This window comes from Nocardia sp. NPDC058705, from assembly GCF_042749305.1.
GTDB lineage: Bacteria > Actinomycetota > Actinomycetes > Mycobacteriales > Mycobacteriaceae > Nocardia.
In genome coordinates this window covers 650,611-669,344 of record NZ_JBHYRN010000001.1, presented here as the reverse complement: position 1 = coordinate 669,344, position 18,734 = coordinate 650,611, and the positions used below count along the sequence as shown (strand labels likewise).

Here is an 18,734-nt window from a genome sequence, read left to right as displayed (position 1 = left end):
GGGATGTCAGGAGCGCCGCGCGGGCACTGGTCATAGCTGTACTGTCGATAGTGTGCAGCGACGAATCATGGGGATCGAGACCGAGTTCGGTGTGACATGCACCTTCCACGGTCACCGTCGGCTGTCCCCCGACGAGGTAGCCCGGTACTTGTTCCGCCGGGTCGTGTCCTGGGGCCGTAGCTCCAATGTCTTCCTTCGCAACGGTGCCAGGTTGTACCTCGACGTCGGATCGCATCCCGAGTACGCCACCGCCGAATGCGACAGCCTGGTGCAGTTGGTCACCCACGACCGGGCGGGCGAGCGGGTACTGGAAGACCTGCTCATAGACGCCGAACAACGCCTCGCCGAAGAAGGCATCGGCGGCGACATCTACCTGTTCAAGAACAACACCGACTCCGCCGGCAACTCCTACGGCTGCCACGAGAACTTTCTCGTGGTCCGGGCGGGCGAGTTCTCCCGGATCTCCGATGTGTTGCTCCCGTTCCTGGTCACCCGCCAGCTCATCTGCGGGGCAGGCAAGGTGCTGCAGACGCCGAAGGCGGCCACGTTCTGCCTGTCGCAGCGTGCCGAGCACATCTGGGAGGGCGTCTCCTCGGCGACCACCCGCTCGCGCCCGATCATCAACACCCGCGACGAACCGCACGCCGACGCCGAGAAGTATCGGCGCCTGCACGTGATCGTCGGCGACTCCAACATGGCAGAGCCGACCACCATGCTCAAGGTGGGCACGGCGTCGCTGGTGCTGGAGATGATCGAGGCAGGAGTGTCGTTCCGCGACTTCGCCCTCGACAACCCGATACGGGCCATCCGCGAGGTCAGCCACGATCTGACCGGCCGCCGTCCCGTGCGCCTCGCAGGCGGACGTCAGGCCAGCGCCTTGGAAATCCAGCGCGAGTACTACGCCCGCGCCGTCGAACACCTACGCAACCGCGATCGCGATCCGCAGGTCGACGCCGTGGTGGACCTGTGGGGCCGCACCCTTGACGCGGTCGAGGCGCAGGACTTCGCCAAGGTCGACACCGAGATCGACTGGGTGATCAAGCGCAAGCTGTTCCAGCGCTACCAGGACCGCTACAGCATGGAGATGTCGGATCCCAAGATCGCCCAGCTGGATCTGGCCTACCACGACATCAAACGTGGTCGCGGGGTCTTCGACCTGCTGCAGCGCAAGGGTCTGGCCAAGCGGATCACCGAGGACGACGCCGTCGACGCCGCGGTGGACACCCCGCCGCAGACCACGCGCGCCAAACTGCGCGGTGACTTCATCACCGCCGCCCAGGAAGCCGGTCGCGATTTCACCGTCGACTGGGTGCACCTGAAGTTGAACGACCAGGCACAGCGCACCGTGCTGTGCAAGGATCCGTTCCGATCGGTCGACGAACGCGTCGACCGGCTGATCGCCTCGATGTAGGCGAACCCCTCAGACGGGGGGGACCGACAACGAAACCGGTGGCGCATGGGAGCGATCGCGTAGGCGCCACCGGTTTTGTTGTGTGAGGGCGGCTCAGTCCGCGGTGACCGCCGTCGCGTAGGTGGCGTTGAGCCCGGCGATGAACGCGGTGAGCGCCAATTCGAAACTGTCGTCGTCGATTTCGTCGGCGATCGCGCGCAGCAGGTGTGCCTGGTTCAGGTGCGGGTAGCGGTCGCGGTAGACCTGCACATCGTCGGCGAAACCGCCCGCGAAGGAGCCGACCGTCGAGCCCATGACCAGGTAGCGGGTGGCCGCGCCGATCATGGTGGCGTAGCGCGGTGGCCAGCCCGCGCCGACCAGACCGCCGTGTACGGCGTCGGCGGCGCGCAGGTTCTCGGCTCGACGACCAGGTCCGGTCGCCAGATACGGCACGAAATTCGGGTGGGTGGCCAAGGCGGTGCGGTAGCTGCGCGCCCAGTCCGCGAGTGCGAGGTCCCAGCTCATGGTGTCGAAGGCCGAGGTGTCGACGGTGCTCATGATGCCGGTGGCGATGTCGTCGAACAGGTCGTCCTTGTTCGGGTAGTGGCCGTAGAGCGAGGCGGCCTGCACGCCGAGTTCGGCGCCCAGTTTGCGCATGGAGACCTCGGCGAGCCCGTCGCGGTCGATCAGCACCAGCGCGGCGTCGCGAATGCGCTCGCGGCTCAACAGCGGTACGCGCGGCCTGGCCATGCGGCACTCCAATCTCGGGGTCGGGAATCGAACGGTATCACCGATGCCGAAACAGACCCTTGATTAACCGAACGGCGTTAGGATACGGTGCCCGAGTAAACCTAACGCCGTTTGGTTCAGGAGTGGTTCCGTGGATTTCCAGCTCACCCCCGCGCAGGCTGACCTGCGCGAACTCGCCCGCACTTGGGTGGACAAGGAAGTCGTGCCGTATGCGGCGCAGTGGGATCGTGACGAGTCGGTGGATCGGGCGATCGTCGGCAAACTCGGGGCGCTGGGGTTCCTCGGCATCGGGATCGCCGAGGAATACGGCGGTTCCGGCGGCGACACCTTCGACTACTGCTTGCTCCTGGAAGAGCTCGGGCGCGGTGACAGCGCGGTCCGTGGCATCGTGTCGGTGTCGCTCGGCCTGTTCGGCAAGTCGATCGCCGCGTACGGCACCGAAGATCAGAAGCAGCGGTTCCTGCCCGGGATCTGCGCGGGTGAACAGCTCGGGTGCTTCGCGCTGACCGAGCCCGGCACCGGCTCCGATGCGGCCAACCTCGACACCCGTGCGACCCGTGACGGGTCGGAGTGGGTCCTGTCCGGTACCAAGATCTTCATCACCAATGGCACCTGGGCCGACACGGCGCTGGTGTTCGCGCGGACCGGTGGGCCGGGGCCCAAGGGTGTCACCGCGTTCCTGGTGCCAACGGACGCACCGGGTTTCGGCCGCACCGAGGTCAAGGGCAAGCTCGGCCTGCGCGGTCAGGCGACCGCCGAAATCGTCCTCGACGGGGTTCGGGTGCCCGACGCGCTGCGCCTGGGCGAGGAAGGACAGGGCTTCCGGATCGCGATGTCCGCGCTCGACAAAGGCCGCATCGGCGTCGCGTCCGGGTGCGTCGGCGTGGCTCGCGCCTGCCTCGAAGCCGCGGTGCGCTATGCCGGTGAGCGGGAACAGTTCGGCAAGCCGATCGCCGGCTATCAGCTGGTCCAGGAACTTCTCGCCGACATCGCCGTCGAGACCGATGCCGCGCGTCTACTCGCTTGGCGCGCAGCCGATCTCGCCGATCGGGGCCAATCGTTCGGTACTGCCGCATCGATGGCGAAGCTGTTCGCCTCCGAGACCGCGGTCAAGGCCGCGAACAACGCGATCCAGGTGTTCGGCGGCTACGGCTACATCGACGAATACCCCGTCGCCAAATACCTGCGCGACGCCCGCGTGCTGACTCTCTACGAGGGCACCACCCAGATCCAGAAACTGCTCATCGGGCGCGCCCTCACCGGCGTGAACGCCATTGTCTGACACAGGAGTACGACCATGACCCACCGAACAGCCTTCGTCACCGGGGCGGCCCGCGGCATCGGCGCGGCGACCGCGACCCGCCTGGCCGAGGACGGATTCGCCGTGGCCGTCGTCGATCTCGACGCCGACGCCGCGATCATGACCGCCGGAAAGATCAACGCCGCGGGCGGTACCGCGATCGGGCTCGGCTGCGATGTCGCCGACGAGGCACAGGTGGCCGCCGCCGTCGCGCGCACCGTGGCCGAACTCGGCTCGCTCGATGTGCTCGTGAACAACGCGGGCGTGCTGCGCGACAACCTGCTGTTCAAGATGTCGGTGCAGGACTGGGACACCGTGATGGCGGTGCACCTGCGCGGTGCGTTCCTGTGCTGCAAGGCCGCGCAGAAGCACATGGTGGACAACGGTGGCGGCGCCATCGTGAACACCTCGAGCGTGTCGGCGCTGGGCAATCGCGGCCAGGCCAACTACGCCGCCGCCAAGGCGGGCATCCAGGGCCTGACCCGCACTCTCGCTATGGAATTGGGCCCGTTCGGCATTCGCGTGAACGCGGTCGCGCCCGGTTTCATCGTCACCGAGATGACCGCGGCCACCGCCGAGCGCATCGGCATCACCTCCGAGCAGATGCAGGCCAAGACCGCCGAGATCACCCCGCTGCGCCGCGTCGGGCAGCCCGCCGACATCGCCAATGTGGTTGCCTTCCTCGCTTCTGACAACGCCGGATTCGTCACCGGACAGACCGTGTACGTCGACGGCGGACGCCGTCTCTGAGTTTTGGAGAAACACCATGCAGAGAACAGTTTTCAACGAAGAGCACGAAGCCTTCCGCAAGACCGCGCGCGCGTTCATCGAATCGCAGGTCACCCCGGTCTACGACCAGTGGTACGAGGCGGGCATCGTGCCGCGCGAGTTCTACAGCCAACTGGCCGACCTGGGCGTGTTCGGGATCGAGGTGCCCGAGGAATACGGTGGTGCCGGCATCGAGTCGTTCAAGTTCCAGGCGATTCTCCTCGAGGAAACCACCCGCGCCGGTGTGTCTTTCGGCGGTTCGGGCGTGCACGTGGGTCTGTGCCTGCCGTACTTGAAGAACCTGGCCACCGACGAGCAGAAGCAGCGCTGGCTGCCGGGATTCGTCTCCGGCGAGATCATGTTCGCGATCGCGATGACCGAGCCGAGCACCGGCTCCGACCTCGCCGGAATGCGCACCACCGCCAAGCTTTCCGAAGACGGCACGCACTACGTGCTCAACGGGTCCAAGACCTTCATCACCGGTGGTGTGCACGCCGACCGGGTGATCGTCTGCGCGCGCACTGCCCCACCGTCGGAAACCGATCGCCGCCACGGTATTTCACTGCTGGTCGTCGACACCAAGTCGCCCGGATACGCGGTGGGCCGCAAGCTGGACAAGCTGGGTCTGAAGGTGTCCGACACCGCCGAACTGTCCTTCACCGACGTGCGGGTTCCGGTCTCGGATCTGCTCGGTGAGGCCGACAAAGGTTTCAGCTACCTGGGACAGAACCTGCCGCAGGAACGACTGTCGATCGCGATCGGCGCCTACGCCCAGGCCAAGGCTGCGATTCGGTTCACCCTCGAATACACCAAGGGCCGTACGGTTTTCGGTCAGCCGGTGTCGCAGTTCCAGAACACCAAGTTCGAACTCGCCGCCTGTCAGGCCGAGGTCGACGCCGCCGAAGCCGTCGTCGATCGCGCGCTCGAGGCACTCGATCTCGACGAGCTCACCCCTGCCGACGCGGCCTCGGCCAAACTGTTCTGCTCCGAGGTGGCCTCGCGGGTGATCGACCGCTGCCTGCAGCTGCACGGCGGCTACGGCTACATCAACGAGTACCCGGTGGCGCGGCTGTACGCCGACAACCGGGTCAACCGGATCTACGGTGGGACCAGCGAGGTGATGAAGATGATCATCGCCAAGGACATGGGCTTGTGAGCGGCGTCGCGTACCTGGTCGACGGGGTTCGCACGCCGTTCGGTCGCTACGGTGGGGCGCTGGCCGGGGTTCGGCCCGATGACCTTGCCGCGCACGTGATTGCGGACCTGATGAAGCGGCTGCCGAGCGTGGACTTCGGGGCTGTCGACGACGTGGTGCTCGGGTGCGTCAATCAAGCGGGCGAGGACAATCGCAATGTCGCGCGCATGGCCGCGCTGCTGGCGGGACTACCGGCGACCGTGCCCGGCGTGACCGTCAACCGGCTGTGCGCCTCTGGTCTGGACGCGGTGGGCTACGCGGCCAGGGCGATTCGTGCGGGCGACGCGGATCTGATGATCGCCGGTGGGGTCGAATCGATGACCAGGTCGCCGTATGTGATGGCGAAAGCTGGTGCGGCGTGGGATCGTTCGCCGGAGATGGTCGACACCACCATCGGGTGGCGGTTCGTGAATCCGCGCATGCGTGAGCTGTACGGGACCGACTCCATGCCCGAGACGGCGCAGAACATCGCCGACGAATACGGGATCGCGCGCGCCGATCAGGACGCGTTCGCGGTGCGTTCGCAGGAGCGCGCGGCGACCGCGATCGCCAGGGGCAGACTGGCTCGGGAGATCACGGCCGTGCCGGTGCCGCAGCGTCGCGGTGAACCGGTGGTCGTCGATCGGGACGAGCATCCGCGCGAGACCAGCGCCGAGTCGCTGGCCGCGTTGCGGGCGGTGGTGCCCGGTGGGTCTGTTACCGCGGGCAATTCCTCGGGGATCAATGATGGCGCCGCGGCGCTGTTGATCGCCTCCGAGGCTGCCGTTCGCCGGTACGGGCTCACTCCGCTCGCCCGGGTCGGGGCGGTCGCCGCCGCGGGGGTCGCGCCGCGAACCATGGGCATGGGGCCGGTGCCTGCCGTTGAAAAGCTTTTGTCGCGAACGGGTTTGGGTCTGGGCGAGATCGATGTGTTCGAACTCAACGAGGCCTTCGCCGCCCAGGCGCTCGGGGTGTTGCGCGGGCTCGGTCTGCCCGACGACGCCGACCACGTCAACCCCAACGGAGGCGCGATCGCGCTCGGTCATCCGCTCGGCGCCAGCGGTGCGCGCCTGGCGCTGACGGCCGCGCTCGAACTCGTCGAACGCGATGCTCGCCATGCTGTCGCCACCCTGTGCGTCGGTGTCGGTCAGGGACTCGCCGTGCACCTCCAACGGTGACCGGTGCGGTGATCGCAGACAGCGGAATGCCCTGGTGCCCCCGTCGGTCGCGATCACCGCACCCACAGTCCCGCCGGTGCGTCCCCGCATCCACCCGATCACGCCTTGCCACGTGCCCCGGCAGGCGGCAGCAGTACCCACTCGCCATCGCTGTCGAACTCTAGGAATGCCCATGAACGCCACCCTCTCCCTGGCGAGCATCCTCGCCGAACCCGCCCGCCGCCGCCCCAACCACCTCGCCCTCGCCGAAGGCGCCAACCGCATCACCTTCGCCGAGCTGTGGCAGCAGGCCCGCGAGCAGGCGGGTGCCCTGATCGCGCGCGGGGTGAAACCCGGCGACCGGGTGGCACTGCTGTGCCCCAACACCGCCGACTTCCCGCGCGCCTACTTCGCCATCCTCGCCGCGGGTGCGACCGTGGTGCCGGTGCACCTGCTGCTCACCGCGCCCGAGATGGAATACGTGCTGCGCGACAGCGGTGCGTCGCTGCTGATCTGTCATCCGATGGTCGCCGAGACAGGCGCCGAAGCCGCCGCGGGCGCGGGCATCGACGTGATCGCGCCCACCGAGCTTGTCGGCGAAGCGATTTCGAACTTCGTCTCGCGCGGACCCCTGGATACCGCGGTGGTGTTCTACACCAGCGGCACCACCGGCACACCCAAGGGCGCCGAACTCAGCCACCTCAACATGGTGATGTGCGCGACCGTGAACACCTTCGACGCCAACGAGATCCACCGCGACGACATCGCCCTCGGCGCGCTGCCACTGTTCCACGTATTCGGACAGACAGTGTCGATGAACTCGCACTGGCGGGTCGGCGGCACCCTGGTGCTGATGCCGAGATTCGATGCGGCCGAGGCTGTTTCGCTGATGGCAGCCGAGCGGGTGAATCTGTTCCACGGCGTGCCGACCATGTATCTGTCATTGATCGAGGCGGCGGCTTCGGCACCGGAACTGCCGGAGCTGAAACTGTGCATCAGCGGTGGTGCCGCATTGCCGGTTGCCGTGCTCGAGGAATTCGAACGGATCTTCCATGCGCCGGTTCTGGAGGGGTACGGGCTGTCGGAGACTTCGCCGACCGCCGCGGTGAATCAACCGATCTACGGCACCGAAGCGGGCACCGTCGGGCATGCCGTGTGGGGTGTCGACGTGGAGATCGCCGATCCCGCGATCGCCGACCGGATCGAACTGCTGCCCGTCGGCGACGTCGGGGAAGTGGTGGTGCGCGGGCACAACGTGTTCAGCGGCTACACCGGCAGGCCCGAAGCGACCGCCGCCGCCGTGATCGATGGCTGGTTCCGCACCGGCGACCTCGGTACCCGTGACAAGACCGGCCGGGTGCGCATCGTCGACCGGATCAAGGAGATGATCCTGCGCGGCGGGTTCAACGTCTATCCGACCGAAGTCGAAGCGGCCCTGATGCGGCACCCGAACATCGCGCAGGTCGCCGTGATCGGCGTGCCCGACCCGCATTACGGTGAGGAGATCGTCGCGGTCGTCGTGCCGGACGGCGTGCTCACCGCCCAGGACGTGATCGACTTCGCCAAGCTGCAGGTAGCCAAGTACAAGTACCCGCGCCGCGTCGAATTCGTCACCGAACTACCCCTCGGACCCACCCACAAGGTTCTCAAACGCGAACTGCGCCAACGTTTCGGAGGAGCCGCATGACCACCGATTTCCCGGATTTCGACGCCCTGCGCGCCGCCATCGGCACCGAACTCGGCCCCAGCGACTGGTTCACCATCGACCAACGCCGCATCGACCTGTTCGCCGAAGCCACCGACGACCACCAGTGGATCCACGTCGACCCCACTCGCGCCGCCGCGGGCCCCTACGGCACCACCATCGCCCACGGCTTCCTCACCCTGTCGCTGATCGTGCCCATGACCCAGCAGATCATGACGGTCAGCGCCGCCAAGGCGGGCATCAACTACGGCTTGGACAAGGTCCGCTTCCTCACCCCCGTCCCGGTCAACTCCCGACTCCGAGCCCACCTCACCCTCACTCAGGTAACCGAGGTCCCCGGCGGCGTCCAAATCCACCGCCACGTCACCGTGGAACTCGAGGGTGTCGACCGCCCGGCCTGTGTAGCCGACTCGATCGCCCGCTGCCTGCTCTGACCTTTGCTCCGCTCGCATGAGCGCACCGGCCGCCCGCCGCGAGAGTGGCTGCACGGCGACCTCGCTGGGTAGATAGGCGCGGAAGTGGATGCTGCACAGCTGAATTCGTAAACCCCTGGCGATCGGTAGATCGTCGTGTGACGCTAGGCGGTGCCACTCACCGATGAAAGGATGTCAGCAGATGAAGCTGTGTGCGGTGACGCTCGATTGTCCTGACCCGCTGGCATTGGCCGAGTTCTATCAGCGAGCGACCGACTACGCACCGCATCCGATGTCGGATGCGGAGTTCGCCGGCTTGATCGGGCCGGGCGGGTTCTTTCTGGGCTTTCAACGGGTGGACGACTACCAGCGTCCGCAGTGGCCGGGCCCGGCGTCTCCCCAGCAGTCTCACCTCGATTTCGCGGTGCCCGACCTCGACGAGGGAGAGAAGCGACTGTTGGGGCTCGGTGCGATCAAAGCCGAGCATCAGCCGAACGAGCAGCGATGGCGAGTTCTCCTCGACCCGGCCGGTCATCCGTTCTGCCTGGTGATCGAGGGCGAGCAGGGTTAGTCGTCGGCCAGGTAGCGCTCGATGGTTTCGACCTTGGTGTCGAGGGCGTCGGTGACGCCGGGGCGGATGTCGGCCTTGAGGACCAGGCTGCAGCGCGGGGCGGTGACGAGGATGGCATCGGTGGCGGCCTTGATCACCGCCATCACCTCGTCCCATTCGCCTTCGATGGTGGTGAACATCGCGTCGGTGCGGTTCGGGAGGCCGGATGCGCGGACTATGCGGATCGCTGCGGCGACGGCTTCGCCGACCGAGCCGTCGTGGTGGGCGGAACCGCTGGGGGCAACGGAGAAGGCGACGAGCATGGGGGTCCTTTCAGGTGGGGTGGGTTCCATCGTGCTCGGGTCGGGTGCAACTGTGCGCCGACGCGCGGGGGAGCGGGTGCGACCATTACCCTCTATCGGGTGGCGATATCCAAGGTCGAGCGGCTGATGAATCTGGTCATCGCGCTGCTGTCGACCAGGCAGTTCCTGAGTGCGGAGCGCATTCGCACCAGCGTGGCCGGTTACGAGGACTCGGTGACCGACGACGCGTTCAGCCGGATGTTCGAACGCGACAAGAACGAATTGCGCGATCTGGGCATCCCCCTCGAAGTCGGTCCGGTGGGGCGGTTCTCGACGCTCGAGGGGTACCGGATCAACCGGGACGCCTACGAGTTGCCCGATATCGACCTGTCGAGCGAGGAAGCCGCGGCGGTCGCCGTCGCGGTGCAGATGTGGGCTTCGCCGGAATTGGCGGGGGCGGCCGAGGGTGCGCTGTTGAAGCTGCGCGCGGCCGGGGTCACCGTCGAAACCGACAACGTCGGAGTGTCGGTGCCCGCGGTGCCCGCCCGCACTCGCGGCTCGGAGCCGGTCCTGCGGGAACTCCTCGCGGCGATCGACGCGGGGCAGGCGGTGCGCTTCGGCCACCACAGCGCCGTCACCGATCCCTTCGTGACCCGCGACGTCGAACCGTGGGGCGTGGTGACCCGGCACGGGCGCTGGTACCTCGTCGGGCACGACCGCGAACGCGACGCCGTGCGCACGTTCCGGCTCTCGCGCATCGGCGGTGAAGTCCGGCCGTACGGTCCGGTCGACGCGGTGCACAAACCCGCCCATACCGATCTGCGCGCGATTGTCGATCGGGTCACCGGCGACGCTCCCGTCACCGGATCGGCCACCGTGTGGGTCGCCAAGGGACGCGGTCGCGAATTGCGCCGCATCGGCACCGAAATCGAGACCCGTGACCTGGGCGGACGCCCCGGCTCGGTGCTCGAGGTGCCGGTCCGATCCCGCGACTGGGTAGCCCGGCTGATCACGGGTCTCGGCCCCGATGTCCTCGTTCTCGAACCACCGGAACTGCGCGCCGACGTGATGAACCGGCTACGGTCGGTACTCGACCACACGGAGGTCACGTCGTGAGTTCGCGTCTGTCCCTACGCCTTTCGCGCCTGCTGAACATGGTGCCGTACCTACTCGCGCATCCGGGTATCAGCGCGGCCGAGGCCGCCGCCGAACTGGGTGTCACCACCAAACAGCTGATGAGCGACCTCAATCAGCTGTGGATGTGCGGCCTGCCGGGCTACGGTCCCGGCGATCTGATCGACCTGTCGTTCTCCGAGGAGAGCATCGAGGTCACCTTCTCGGCGGGCATCGAACGCCCGCTGCGGCTGACCTCCACCGAGGCCACCGCCCTGCTGGTGGCCCTGCGCTCGATCGTGGAAATGCCGGGCATGGTCGACCCCACCGCCGCGCACGCCGCCATTGCCAAGATCGAATCGGCGATCGCGAGCACCGACGCCGTCGTCACCGGCAAACCGGTTGAGGTGCCCGTCGAGAAGCCGGTGGTCGCGACCGTGCGAGCCGCGCTCGCCGACGTGCGGGCGCTGCGCCTGGTCTACTACTCCGCCAGCCGCGACGAGGTGTCCGAACGCATCGTCGACCCGATCCGCGTGGTGCTGGTCGACAACAACAGCTACCTGCAGGCCTGGTGCAGGCAGGCCGAAGGTGTTCGGCTGTTCCGGTTCGATCGGATCGAAGACGCCACCGAACTCGACGAACCCGCCCGCCCGCCGAGTCACGCCGCCGCCGATGCCGCCGCGCTCGACCTGTTCCAGGACGATCCCGACGTGCCACTGGCCCGGCTGCGCATCCGCGCCGACTACGCCTGGGTGCTCGACCAGTACCCCATGCACCGCATCCAATCGCGCGCCGACGGCAGCATCGAGGCGGGTATGCGCTTCGCCTCGGCGGACTGGATGGCCCGGCTGCTGCTCGGTTTCGGCACCGGCGTCACCGTGCTCGGCCCACCGGAATTGGTGGCGGCGGTGCGTATTCGCGCCGACGCCGCGCTGGTCGCCTACGCGGCCGCCGGACTGGTGGGGGAGACCGAACCCGCGTGAGTCAGCGAGTACTCGTCCTCGGCGCGGGCAGCGTCGGGGTCTTCATCGGCGGCCACCTGGCCGCCGCGGGCATGGAAGTGATCTTCGTCGGCCGTCAGCGCGTCCTCGACGACATCGCCGAAAACGGTCTGCGCCTGACCGATCTGGACGGCGGCTCCACCGAGGTGCCACCCGACCGATTCGGCCTCGCCCTCGAACCGGACGAACCCGAACTGGCCGACCTGGTCCTTGTCACCGTGAAATCGGCCGACACCGCCGCCGCGGTCCGCGCCGTCGCGGGCCGATTACGCCCCGGCACGCCGGTGGTGAGCCTGCAGAACGGCATCGGCAACGCGAGCCTGATCCGCGAGATCCTGCCGACCAGCATCGCCCTCGCCGGAATGGTGATGTTCAACGTGGTCCACCGCGGCCGCGGGTGCTTCCACCGCGCCAGCGACGGCGTGTTGGCGATCCAGGACGACCAGGTCGTCGACCGCTTCGCCGACCATTTCCGCGCGGCAGGCCTGCCGCTGCGCCGCCACCGCGACCTGCGTCCGGTGCAGTGGGCCAAACTTCTGCTCAACCTGAACAACCCGATCAACGCCCTCTCCGGCAGGCCGCTGCGCGAAGAACTCGCCGAACGCGACTACCGCCGCTGCCTCGCACTGACCCAGTCCGAAGCCCTCGCGGTGATGAACACTGCGCGAATTCGGCCCGCTCAGCTCACCCCCGTTCCGCCCGAGTTGATGGTGCGTCTGCTGCGCGTTCCCGACCCCGTCTTCCGTCGGGTGTTCGGCCGAGTGCTCGCGATCGACCCCCTGGCCCGCTCGTCGATGGCCGACGACCTCGCTCTTGGACGACGGACCGAAATCGCGTGGTTGTGCGGGGAAATCGTGCGTCTCGGCGAAATGGTCGGACGCCCGACACCGGTCAACCGGCGGCTGACGGAACTGATCCGGATCGCCGAATCCGGCGACACCGCACGCTTCACCGGAAGCCGATTGTTTGCCGAGCTGACCGGGGCGGTCGCGGCCGCGCGGGGTTGAACGGGTGGCGAACACCGCAGCGGGCGGTCGTTCACCGGGGTCTGATCCCAGGTAGCATCGGTAATCACCACATCTTTGGAGGTATCTGATAATGGGCTCGTTCAGCTGGACGCACCTGCTGATCATCGCGGTGCTGTTCGTCCTGCTCTTCGGCGCGAAGCGGCTCCCTGACGCCGCGCGCGGTCTGGGCCGTTCGCTGCGCATCTTCAAGAGCGAGGTCGGGCAGATGCAGGCCGAGTCGGCGGCTGCCGACACGCAGACGGCGACCCCTGCCACCCCCGCGCAGCCGCAGCAGCTGTCCGCGGCGGCTCCGCAGGTGCAGACCCCGGTCGCCGAACCGCAGCAGCAGGGCCACAAGACCCTCTGACCTCGGCCATCACCCCGGGGCGGTAGCGATCGCTCCGGGGCGAAGTGCTGTCTGGTCAAGAGCATCCGCCGAACCGAGGGTTAGAGGCCACCACCCACCATGCGCATCCCGTTCGATCCCCGGCGCACCAAGCGCAGGACGAATCCCGACGGCACCATGTCGTTGGTCGAGCACCTGCAGGAACTGCGCACCCGGCTGTTGCTGGCGCTGGCCGCCATCGCGGTGACCACCCTGGTCGGCTTCTTCTGGTACGCGCACACCCTCTTCGGGCTGGAGAGCCTGGGCGAGATCCTGCGCGGTCCCTACTGTGCGCTGCCCGAATCGGCGCGGGCCAGCCTGAGCCCCGACGGCGCGTGCCGATTGCTCGCGACCGGACCCTTCGACCAGTTCATGCTCCGGTTGAAGGTGGGCCTCACCGCGGGCGTCGTGATGGCGACGCCGTTCTGGCTGTATCAGCTGTGGGCGTTCATCACCCCGGGGCTGTACGCGAAGGAACGCAAGCTCGCGGTCGGGTTCGTCGTGACGGGCACGGTGCTGTTCGTGACGGGCGCCGTCCTGGCCTACCTGGTCGTGTCGCACGCGTTGTCGTTCCTGATGACCATCGGTGACAACGTCCAGATCACCGCGCTCAGCGGTAACCAGTACTTCGGTTTCATCATCCAGTTGCTGATCATCTTCGGCGTCAGTTTCGAGACGCCGCTGGTCATCATCGGACTGAATCTGGTCGGGGTGCTGCCCTACGCCAAGCTCAAGGCCTGGCGGCGCGGGATGATCTTCGGCCTGTTCGTCTTCGCCGCGATCGTCACCCCACAGGACCCGTTCTCGATGCTCGCGCTCGCGCTGGCGCTGACCGTGCTGTTCGAGTTCGCGGTGCAGTTCACGCGGTTCAGCGATGCCCGCAAGGCTCGCCGGGAGGCGAAGGAGGGCTGGGGTCCGCTCGACGACGAACAAGCCTCACCGTTGGAGACTCCCGAACCGGTGGCGTCGGCCGATCCGGTGGGCGAGCCGGAGAAAACCACGCGCCCGGTGTCGGACTACTCCGATACGCTCTGACATGTGACCGACACTCCGGGGCTGCCCAGCGAACTGGCGAAATTCGCCGGTGAAATCTCCTTCGATCTGGACCCCTTCCAGCGCACCGCGTGCGCGGCCTTGGAAGACGGGCACAGTGTGCTCGTGTGCGCCCCCACCGGTGCGGGCAAGACGATCGTCGGCGAATTCGCCGTGCACATGGCCCTGGCTTCGGGCGGCAAGTGCTTCTACACCACGCCGATCAAGGCGCTGTCGAACCAGAAGTTCGCCGACCTCACCGCCCGCTACGGCCGCGACAGCGTGGGCCTGCTCACCGGTGACCAGTCGATCAACCCCGGTGCGCCGGTGGTCGTGATGACCACCGAGGTCCTGCGCAACATGCTCTACGCGTCCTCGGACTCGCTGCTCGGGCTGTCCTATGTGGTGATGGACGAGGTGCACTACCTGGCCGACCGGTTCCGCGGCGCGGTGTGGGAGGAAGTGATCCTGCACCTGCCGCCCGACGTGCGACTGGTGAGCCTGTCGGCGACCGTGTCCAATGCCGAGGAGTTCGGCGCGTGGATGGAAACCGTGCGCGGCGACACCGCGGTGGTGGTCGACGAGACCAGGCCGGTGCCGCTGTGGCAGCACGTGATGGTCGGGCGGCGGATGTTCGACCTGTTCGACACCAAGTCCAGCGATCGCAAGGTCGTGGTCGACGAAGACCTCGTCCGCTTCATCCGCCAGCGTGAGAGCGCCGACCGAATGCACGGCTACGGTGGCCCGCGTGGGCGTGGTGGGCGCGGCGGCAATTTCCGTCCGCTGCCGCGACCGGACGTCCTGGCTCGCCTCGACGAGGAAAACCTGCTGCCCGCGATCACCTTCATCTTCAGCCGGGCGGGCTGCGACGGCGCATTGGCCCAGTGCCTGCGCGCGCGCCTGGATCTGAGCCGTCCTGGCGATGCCGAGCAGATCGACGCGATCATCGAAAAGCACACCGGCGACCTGCCCAAGGACGACCTGGAAGTGCTCGGCTACTGGGAATGGCGTGACGCGCTGCACCGCGGACTGGCCGCCCATCACGCGGGCATGCTGCCCGCGTTCCGGCACACGGTTGAGGAACTGTTCGTCAAGGGCATGGTCAGGGCGGTGTTCGCGACCGAAACCCTGGCACTCGGCATCAATATGCCCGCCCGCACGGTGGTGCTCGAGCGGCTGGTGAAGTACAACGGCGAAACTCACGCCGAGCTCACTCCGGGCGAATACACCCAGCTCACCGGCCGTGCGGGCAGGCGCGGTATCGACGTCGAGGGTCACGCGGTGGTGCTGTGGCAGCCCGAGGTCGACACCAGTGCGGTGGCGGGCCTGGCGTCGACTCGCACCTATCCGCTGCGCAGCTCGTTCCGGCCCGGCTACAACATGTCGATCAACCTGATCGACCGGATGGGCGCCCAGGAGGCACGCACCCTCCTCGAGCGGTCGTTCGCCCAGTTCCAGGCCGACCGGTCGGTTGTCGGGCTCGTTCGTGGCATCGAGCGCAACGAGGGCGCGTTGCGCAAGCTGGAGAGCCAGCTCGGTGGCGTCGACGGCGACTTCATGGAGTACCTGTCGCTGCGGGACCGGATCAAGCAGCGCGAGCGCGATATCCAACAGCAGGGTCGGGCCGACCGGCGCGGTGCCGCGGTGCAAGCGCTGATCGGTTTGCGTCGCGGTGACGTGGTGGCCATCCCGGTGGGGAAACGGTCCGGGCTCGCGGTGATCCTCGAACCCGACCAGACACCCGGCGACCCGCGTCCACTGGTGTTGACCGAAGACCACTGGGCCGGCCGGGTTTCCGCGGCCGATTTCCCCGAGCCCGCCGAACCGCTCGGACGGATGGATCTGCCGCGCCGGGTCGATCACCGAACCGCGCGGATCCGCCGCGACTTGGCCTCGGCGCTGCGCGGCACCGGGATCTCGGCTCCGCGCCGGGGCAAGCGCAACGACCGGGTTCGCGGCGGCGAAGATCGTCAACTCTCCACGTTGCGGCGCAGTCTGCGGTCCCATCCCGCCCACGATCGTCCCGATCGGGAGCAACTGAGCCGCACCGGCGAACGGTATTCGCGGCTCGCCCGCGAGACCGAGACGATGCGCCAGAAGGTTGCCGCGACCACGAATTCGCTGGCACGCACCTTCGATCGGATCGTCGGGCTGCTCGAGGAACGCGGGTTCGTCGCCCACGGCGAGGTGACCGCCGACGGAAGGCGGCTGGCCCGGATCTACGCCGAGAGCGATCTCGTGGTCGCCGAGGCGTTGCGTCAGGGGCTGTGGCGTGGACTCGGTCCGGCCGAGCTCGCGGCGGTCGTATCGACGCTGGTCTACGAGTCGAGGCAGGAGACCGGCCTGCTGACGCCGTCGGGGCCGACCGATCCGATCCGTCGGGCAGTGGCCGCCACCATCGAGGTGTGGTCGGAACTGCGCTCCGACGAGGCCCGGCACAAACTTCCGCCGACCCGCGAACCCGATCTCGGGTTCGTCACCGGGGTATACAAATGGGCGCGCGGTGACGCGTTGGCCGAGGCGTTGCTGGCCAGTGGCGACCAGGGCACCACCATGTCGGCGGGCGATTTCGTGCGGTGGTGCCGACAGGTGATCGACCTGCTCGATCAGATCCACAACACCGCCGACGATCCCGAGATCGCGTCCACGGCGGCCAAGGCGGTGCGGGCCGTGCGGCGGGGTGTCGTCGCGGTGGACGCCGCGTAGTCGAGGCGTCTGTGATTTGATTTCTTCGCGTACCGACCGTGAGGCGGATGTCGTGCGAATGCGGCAGGCCCGGCGCGGGGGGCTACCGTATGGACTAATGATGCGAGTGGAGGCGAGTGGATGAGCGGCCCTTACGGACCGAACAACCCCGGGGAGGGGAACAACGATCCCACCCAGCACTGGGGGGGTCAGCAGGGGGCCGGTGGCGCCGGTCCCACCCAGCACTGGGGAGGCGCGCAGCAGCCGCCACAGCAGGGCGCCCAGCCCACCCAGCAGTGGAACGATCCGAACGCGCAGCAGCCGCAGCAGCAGTGGGGACAACAGCCCCAGCAGCCGCAGCAGCAGTGGGGCCAGCAGCCGCAGCAGGGCGGCGTGCCGCCGCAGCAGCCGACCGGGCCGCAGCAGCAGTGGGGTCAGACCCAGCCGCCGCCGCAGGACTGGAACAACCAGGCCGCCAACGCCGGGCAGCAGTGGGGCCAGCAGCAGCCGGCGCCGCAGCAGCAGTGGGGTCAGCAGCCCGCACCGCAGCAGCAGTGGGGCCAGCAGCCGCAGCCCGCTTCGGGTGGCAAGAGCAAGGGCCTGATCATCGGTCTCGTCGCCGCGGGCGTGCTCGTGGTCGCCGCGGTGATCGGTCTGCTCCTTGTCGTGTTCTCCTCGGACGAACTCGACAACGCGGCCGTGCAGGACGGCGTCTCGCGCGTGCTGAAGGACTCCTACGGCATCGCCGACGTCTCCGATGTCAGTTGCCCGTCCGGTCAGGCCGTCGAGGTCAATGCGACCTTCACCTGCGACCTGAAGGTCAGCGGTGAGGCGAAGAAGGTCAGCGTCAAGATCACCAAGGACGACGGCACCTACGAGGTCGGTCGCCCCAACTAGGCGCTCGCACTACGTTTTCCGGGCCGTCCGCGAAGTCTGCGGGCGGCCCGGTGTCGTGTCAGTCGTGGGCCGCGGTCAGCGCGGTGACCAGCCGGGTGATCGGGCTCTCGGCGTTGTAGGCGGCGGCCAGGGCGAGCAGCCGGTCGGGGTCGGCCGGGGTGGCGGGCAGGATGTCCGGGCGTGACAGGATCACGTCGGCGTCGCGCACGACCCGCACGACCGGTGCGGCGACCTTCAGATAATCCTGCGCGGCAAGGAGTTTCGCTCGCACGCCCTTGGCGATATCGGAACCGGGATCAGCGACGGCGGCCATGAGCGCGTCGAGCGACCCGAACTTCGTGATCAGCTGGGCGGCGGACTTGTCGCCGATGCCAGCCACCCCGGGCAGGCCGTCGGAGGCGTCGCCGCGCAGGGTCGCCATATCGGCGTAGGCCGGGCCCGCATTCTGTTCCGGCACACCGTATTTCGCCGAGAGCTCAGCAGGTCCGAACAGCTCGGCCTTGGCCAGACCACGACCGACGTAGAGCACCCGGACCGGCGGGGCGGGGTCGTCACGCACCAGCTGCAGCAGGTCGCGGTCGCCGCTGACGACGACGACGGGATCAGTGCGTTCGCGGCTGGCGAGGGTGCCGAGCACATCGTCGGCCTCGAGGCCTTCCGCGCCGCCAGTGGCGATGCCGGCCGCTTCGAGGACCTCGAGGATCATCTCGACCTGCGGGGTGAGCGTGTCGGGCACCTCCTCGGCCCCCGGCGCCGCGCTGGTGCTGGTGTCGAGCCGGTGCGCCTTGTACGAGGGGACAAGCGCCACCCGGAACGGGGGCCGCCAATCCAGATCCAGCCCGACGACGAGCCTGCTCGGGCGGTGCTTGGTCACCAGCGAGGCCACCATGTCGGTGAACCCGCGCAACGCGTTCACCGACCGGCCGTCGGCGCCCCTGAGCTTGTCGGGGATCGCGTAGTAGGCGCGGAACCAGAGGCTGGCGCCGTCGAGGATCAACAGGGGTCCACGGGTGCTCTCGTCAGCGGTCACACCGGTGATTGTGCACCGAAGCACCGACACAGTGTCCGACGGCCGTGTCGGCCGGCCTGCCTCGTGCTGTAGCCG

General features: G+C 67.9%; 18 protein-coding genes. 15 read left to right on the top strand and 3 right to left on the bottom strand.

Annotated features, from left to right (window positions below; genetic code table 11):
- The first annotated feature begins 52 nt into the window (after nt 1-52).
- Entirely contained in the window at nt 53-1,411 is a 1,359-nt protein-coding gene (gene pafA / locus ACFW6D_RS02945; RefSeq protein ID WP_194824832.1) for a Pup--protein ligase, read from the top strand.
- Between the two features lie 93 nt (nt 1,412-1,504).
- Here pafA and ACFW6D_RS02940 read toward each other — a convergent pair whose 3' ends face one another.
- A complete protein-coding gene (locus tag ACFW6D_RS02940; RefSeq protein WP_379324133.1) occupies nt 1,505-2,140 on the bottom strand; it encodes a TetR/AcrR family transcriptional regulator in 636 nt (211 codons plus the stop codon).
- Between the two features lie 130 nt (nt 2,141-2,270).
- On the opposite strand from ACFW6D_RS02940, the gene ACFW6D_RS02935 reads away from it, so the two are divergent.
- The 7 genes from ACFW6D_RS02935 to ACFW6D_RS02905 all read left to right on the top strand — a co-directional run bounded on the left by ACFW6D_RS02935 (nt 2,271) and on the right by ACFW6D_RS02905 (nt 9,228).
- Nucleotides 2,271-3,422 (top strand): acyl-CoA dehydrogenase family protein, encoded by a 1,152-nt coding sequence (locus ACFW6D_RS02935; RefSeq protein WP_379324131.1) that lies wholly within the window; start codon nt 2,271-2,273, stop codon nt 3,420-3,422.
- Nucleotides 3,423-3,437: 15 nt separating this feature from the next.
- Nucleotides 3,438-4,190 (top strand): 3-oxoacyl-ACP reductase FabG, encoded by a 753-nt coding sequence (gene fabG, locus ACFW6D_RS02930; protein WP_379324129.1) that lies wholly within the window; start codon nt 3,438-3,440, stop codon nt 4,188-4,190.
- 16 nt (nt 4,191-4,206) lie between these two features.
- The gene (locus ACFW6D_RS02925; RefSeq protein ID WP_379324127.1) at nt 4,207-5,364 is read left to right on the top strand and encodes an acyl-CoA dehydrogenase family protein; all 1,158 of its coding nucleotides are present in this window, start codon (nt 4,207-4,209) and stop codon (nt 5,362-5,364) included.
- A complete protein-coding gene (pcaF, locus tag ACFW6D_RS02920; protein WP_379324125.1) occupies nt 5,361-6,560 on the top strand; it encodes a 3-oxoadipyl-CoA thiolase in 1,200 nt (399 codons plus the stop codon). Before ACFW6D_RS02925 ends, pcaF begins: the two co-directional genes overlap by 4 nt.
- A gap of 172 nt (nt 6,561-6,732) precedes the next feature.
- Complete coding sequence (locus tag ACFW6D_RS02915; protein ID WP_379324123.1) at nt 6,733-8,226, top strand: long-chain fatty acid--CoA ligase; 1,494 nt, start codon at nt 6,733-6,735, stop codon at nt 8,224-8,226.
- The gene (locus ACFW6D_RS02910; protein WP_379324121.1) at nt 8,223-8,678 is read left to right on the top strand and encodes a MaoC family dehydratase; all 456 of its coding nucleotides are present in this window, start codon (nt 8,223-8,225) and stop codon (nt 8,676-8,678) included. The genes ACFW6D_RS02915 and ACFW6D_RS02910 overlap by 4 nt, the downstream gene beginning before the upstream one ends.
- Nucleotides 8,679-8,859: 181 nt before the next feature.
- Nucleotides 8,860-9,228, top strand: coding sequence for a VOC family protein (locus tag ACFW6D_RS02905; protein WP_379324119.1), 369 nt, complete (start codon nt 8,860-8,862; stop codon nt 9,226-9,228).
- Here the strand turns inward: ACFW6D_RS02905 and ACFW6D_RS02900 are convergent.
- Entirely contained in the window at nt 9,225-9,530 is a 306-nt protein-coding gene (locus tag ACFW6D_RS02900; RefSeq protein ID WP_379324117.1) for an MTH1187 family thiamine-binding protein, read from the bottom strand. The two genes, ACFW6D_RS02905 and ACFW6D_RS02900, sit on opposite strands and share 4 nt — an antisense overlap.
- 99 nt (nt 9,531-9,629) lie before the next feature.
- Here ACFW6D_RS02900 and ACFW6D_RS02895 point away from each other — a divergent pair, with 99 nt between their 5' ends.
- The 7 genes from ACFW6D_RS02895 (at nt 9,630) to ACFW6D_RS02865 (ending at nt 17,629) form a co-directional block, all read left to right on the top strand.
- The gene (locus tag ACFW6D_RS02895) at nt 9,630-10,625 is read left to right on the top strand and encodes a helix-turn-helix transcriptional regulator (protein WP_379324115.1); all 996 of its coding nucleotides are present in this window, start codon (nt 9,630-9,632) and stop codon (nt 10,623-10,625) included.
- The gene (locus tag ACFW6D_RS02890; protein ID WP_379324113.1) at nt 10,622-11,605 is read left to right on the top strand and encodes a helix-turn-helix transcriptional regulator; all 984 of its coding nucleotides are present in this window, start codon (nt 10,622-10,624) and stop codon (nt 11,603-11,605) included. The genes ACFW6D_RS02895 and ACFW6D_RS02890 overlap by 4 nt, the downstream gene beginning before the upstream one ends.
- The gene (locus tag ACFW6D_RS02885) at nt 11,602-12,630 is read left to right on the top strand and encodes a 2-dehydropantoate 2-reductase (RefSeq protein ID WP_379324111.1); all 1,029 of its coding nucleotides are present in this window, start codon (nt 11,602-11,604) and stop codon (nt 12,628-12,630) included. The genes ACFW6D_RS02890 and ACFW6D_RS02885 overlap by 4 nt, the downstream gene beginning before the upstream one ends.
- A gap of 91 nt (nt 12,631-12,721) precedes the next feature.
- Nucleotides 12,722-12,997, top strand: coding sequence for a Sec-independent protein translocase subunit TatA (gene tatA / locus ACFW6D_RS02880; RefSeq protein WP_379324109.1), 276 nt, complete (start codon nt 12,722-12,724; stop codon nt 12,995-12,997).
- Between the two features lie 99 nt (nt 12,998-13,096).
- Nucleotides 13,097-14,050: a twin-arginine translocase subunit TatC gene (gene tatC / locus ACFW6D_RS02875; RefSeq protein WP_379324107.1), complete on the top strand. Its 954-nt coding sequence runs from the start codon at nt 13,097-13,099 to the stop codon at nt 14,048-14,050.
- Nucleotides 14,051-14,053: 3 nt separating this feature from the next.
- Nucleotides 14,054-16,753 carry a DEAD/DEAH box helicase gene (locus ACFW6D_RS02870; protein ID WP_379324105.1) on the top strand — a complete coding sequence of 900 codons (2,700 nt, stop codon included), beginning with the start codon at nt 14,054-14,056 and terminating at the stop codon, nt 16,751-16,753.
- Between the two features lie 120 nt (nt 16,754-16,873).
- On the top strand, nt 16,874-17,629 hold the full coding sequence (locus ACFW6D_RS02865; protein ID WP_379324104.1) for a DUF4333 domain-containing protein: 756 nt from the start codon (nt 16,874-16,876) through the stop codon (nt 17,627-17,629).
- A 58-nt stretch (nt 17,630-17,687) separates the two neighbouring features.
- Here the strand turns inward: ACFW6D_RS02865 and ACFW6D_RS02860 are convergent, their stop codons facing one another.
- Nucleotides 17,688-18,659, bottom strand: a complete 972-nt coding sequence (locus tag ACFW6D_RS02860) for a 5'-3' exonuclease H3TH domain-containing protein (RefSeq protein WP_379324102.1) — start codon at nt 18,657-18,659, stop codon at nt 17,688-17,690.
- Nucleotides 18,660-18,734: the final 75 nt, after the last annotated feature.

Excerpts from the sequence above, each read along its gene's own strand:
- ACFW6D_RS02940 (WP_379324133.1), bottom strand. The coding sequence starts at position 2,140 with ATGGCCAGGCCGCGCGTACCGCTGTTGAGCCGCGAGCGCATTCGCGAC.
- fabG (WP_379324129.1), top strand. The coding sequence starts at position 3,438 with ATGACCCACCGAACAGCCTTCGTCACCGGGGCGGCCCGCGGCATCGGC.
- ACFW6D_RS02925 (WP_379324127.1), top strand. The coding sequence starts at position 4,207 with ATGCAGAGAACAGTTTTCAACGAAGAGCACGAAGCCTTCCGCAAGACC.
- ACFW6D_RS02915 (WP_379324123.1), top strand. The coding sequence starts at position 6,733 with ATGAACGCCACCCTCTCCCTGGCGAGCATCCTCGCCGAACCCGCCCGC.
- ACFW6D_RS02910 (WP_379324121.1), top strand. The coding sequence starts at position 8,223 with ATGACCACCGATTTCCCGGATTTCGACGCCCTGCGCGCCGCCATCGGC.
- ACFW6D_RS02905 (WP_379324119.1), top strand. The coding sequence starts at position 8,860 with ATGAAGCTGTGTGCGGTGACGCTCGATTGTCCTGACCCGCTGGCATTG.
- ACFW6D_RS02900 (WP_379324117.1), bottom strand. The coding sequence starts at position 9,530 with ATGCTCGTCGCCTTCTCCGTTGCCCCCAGCGGTTCCGCCCACCACGAC.
- tatA (WP_379324109.1), top strand. The coding sequence starts at position 12,722 with ATGGGCTCGTTCAGCTGGACGCACCTGCTGATCATCGCGGTGCTGTTC.
- tatC (WP_379324107.1), top strand. The coding sequence starts at position 13,097 with ATGCGCATCCCGTTCGATCCCCGGCGCACCAAGCGCAGGACGAATCCC.
- ACFW6D_RS02865 (WP_379324104.1), top strand. The coding sequence starts at position 16,874 with ATGAGCGGCCCTTACGGACCGAACAACCCCGGGGAGGGGAACAACGAT.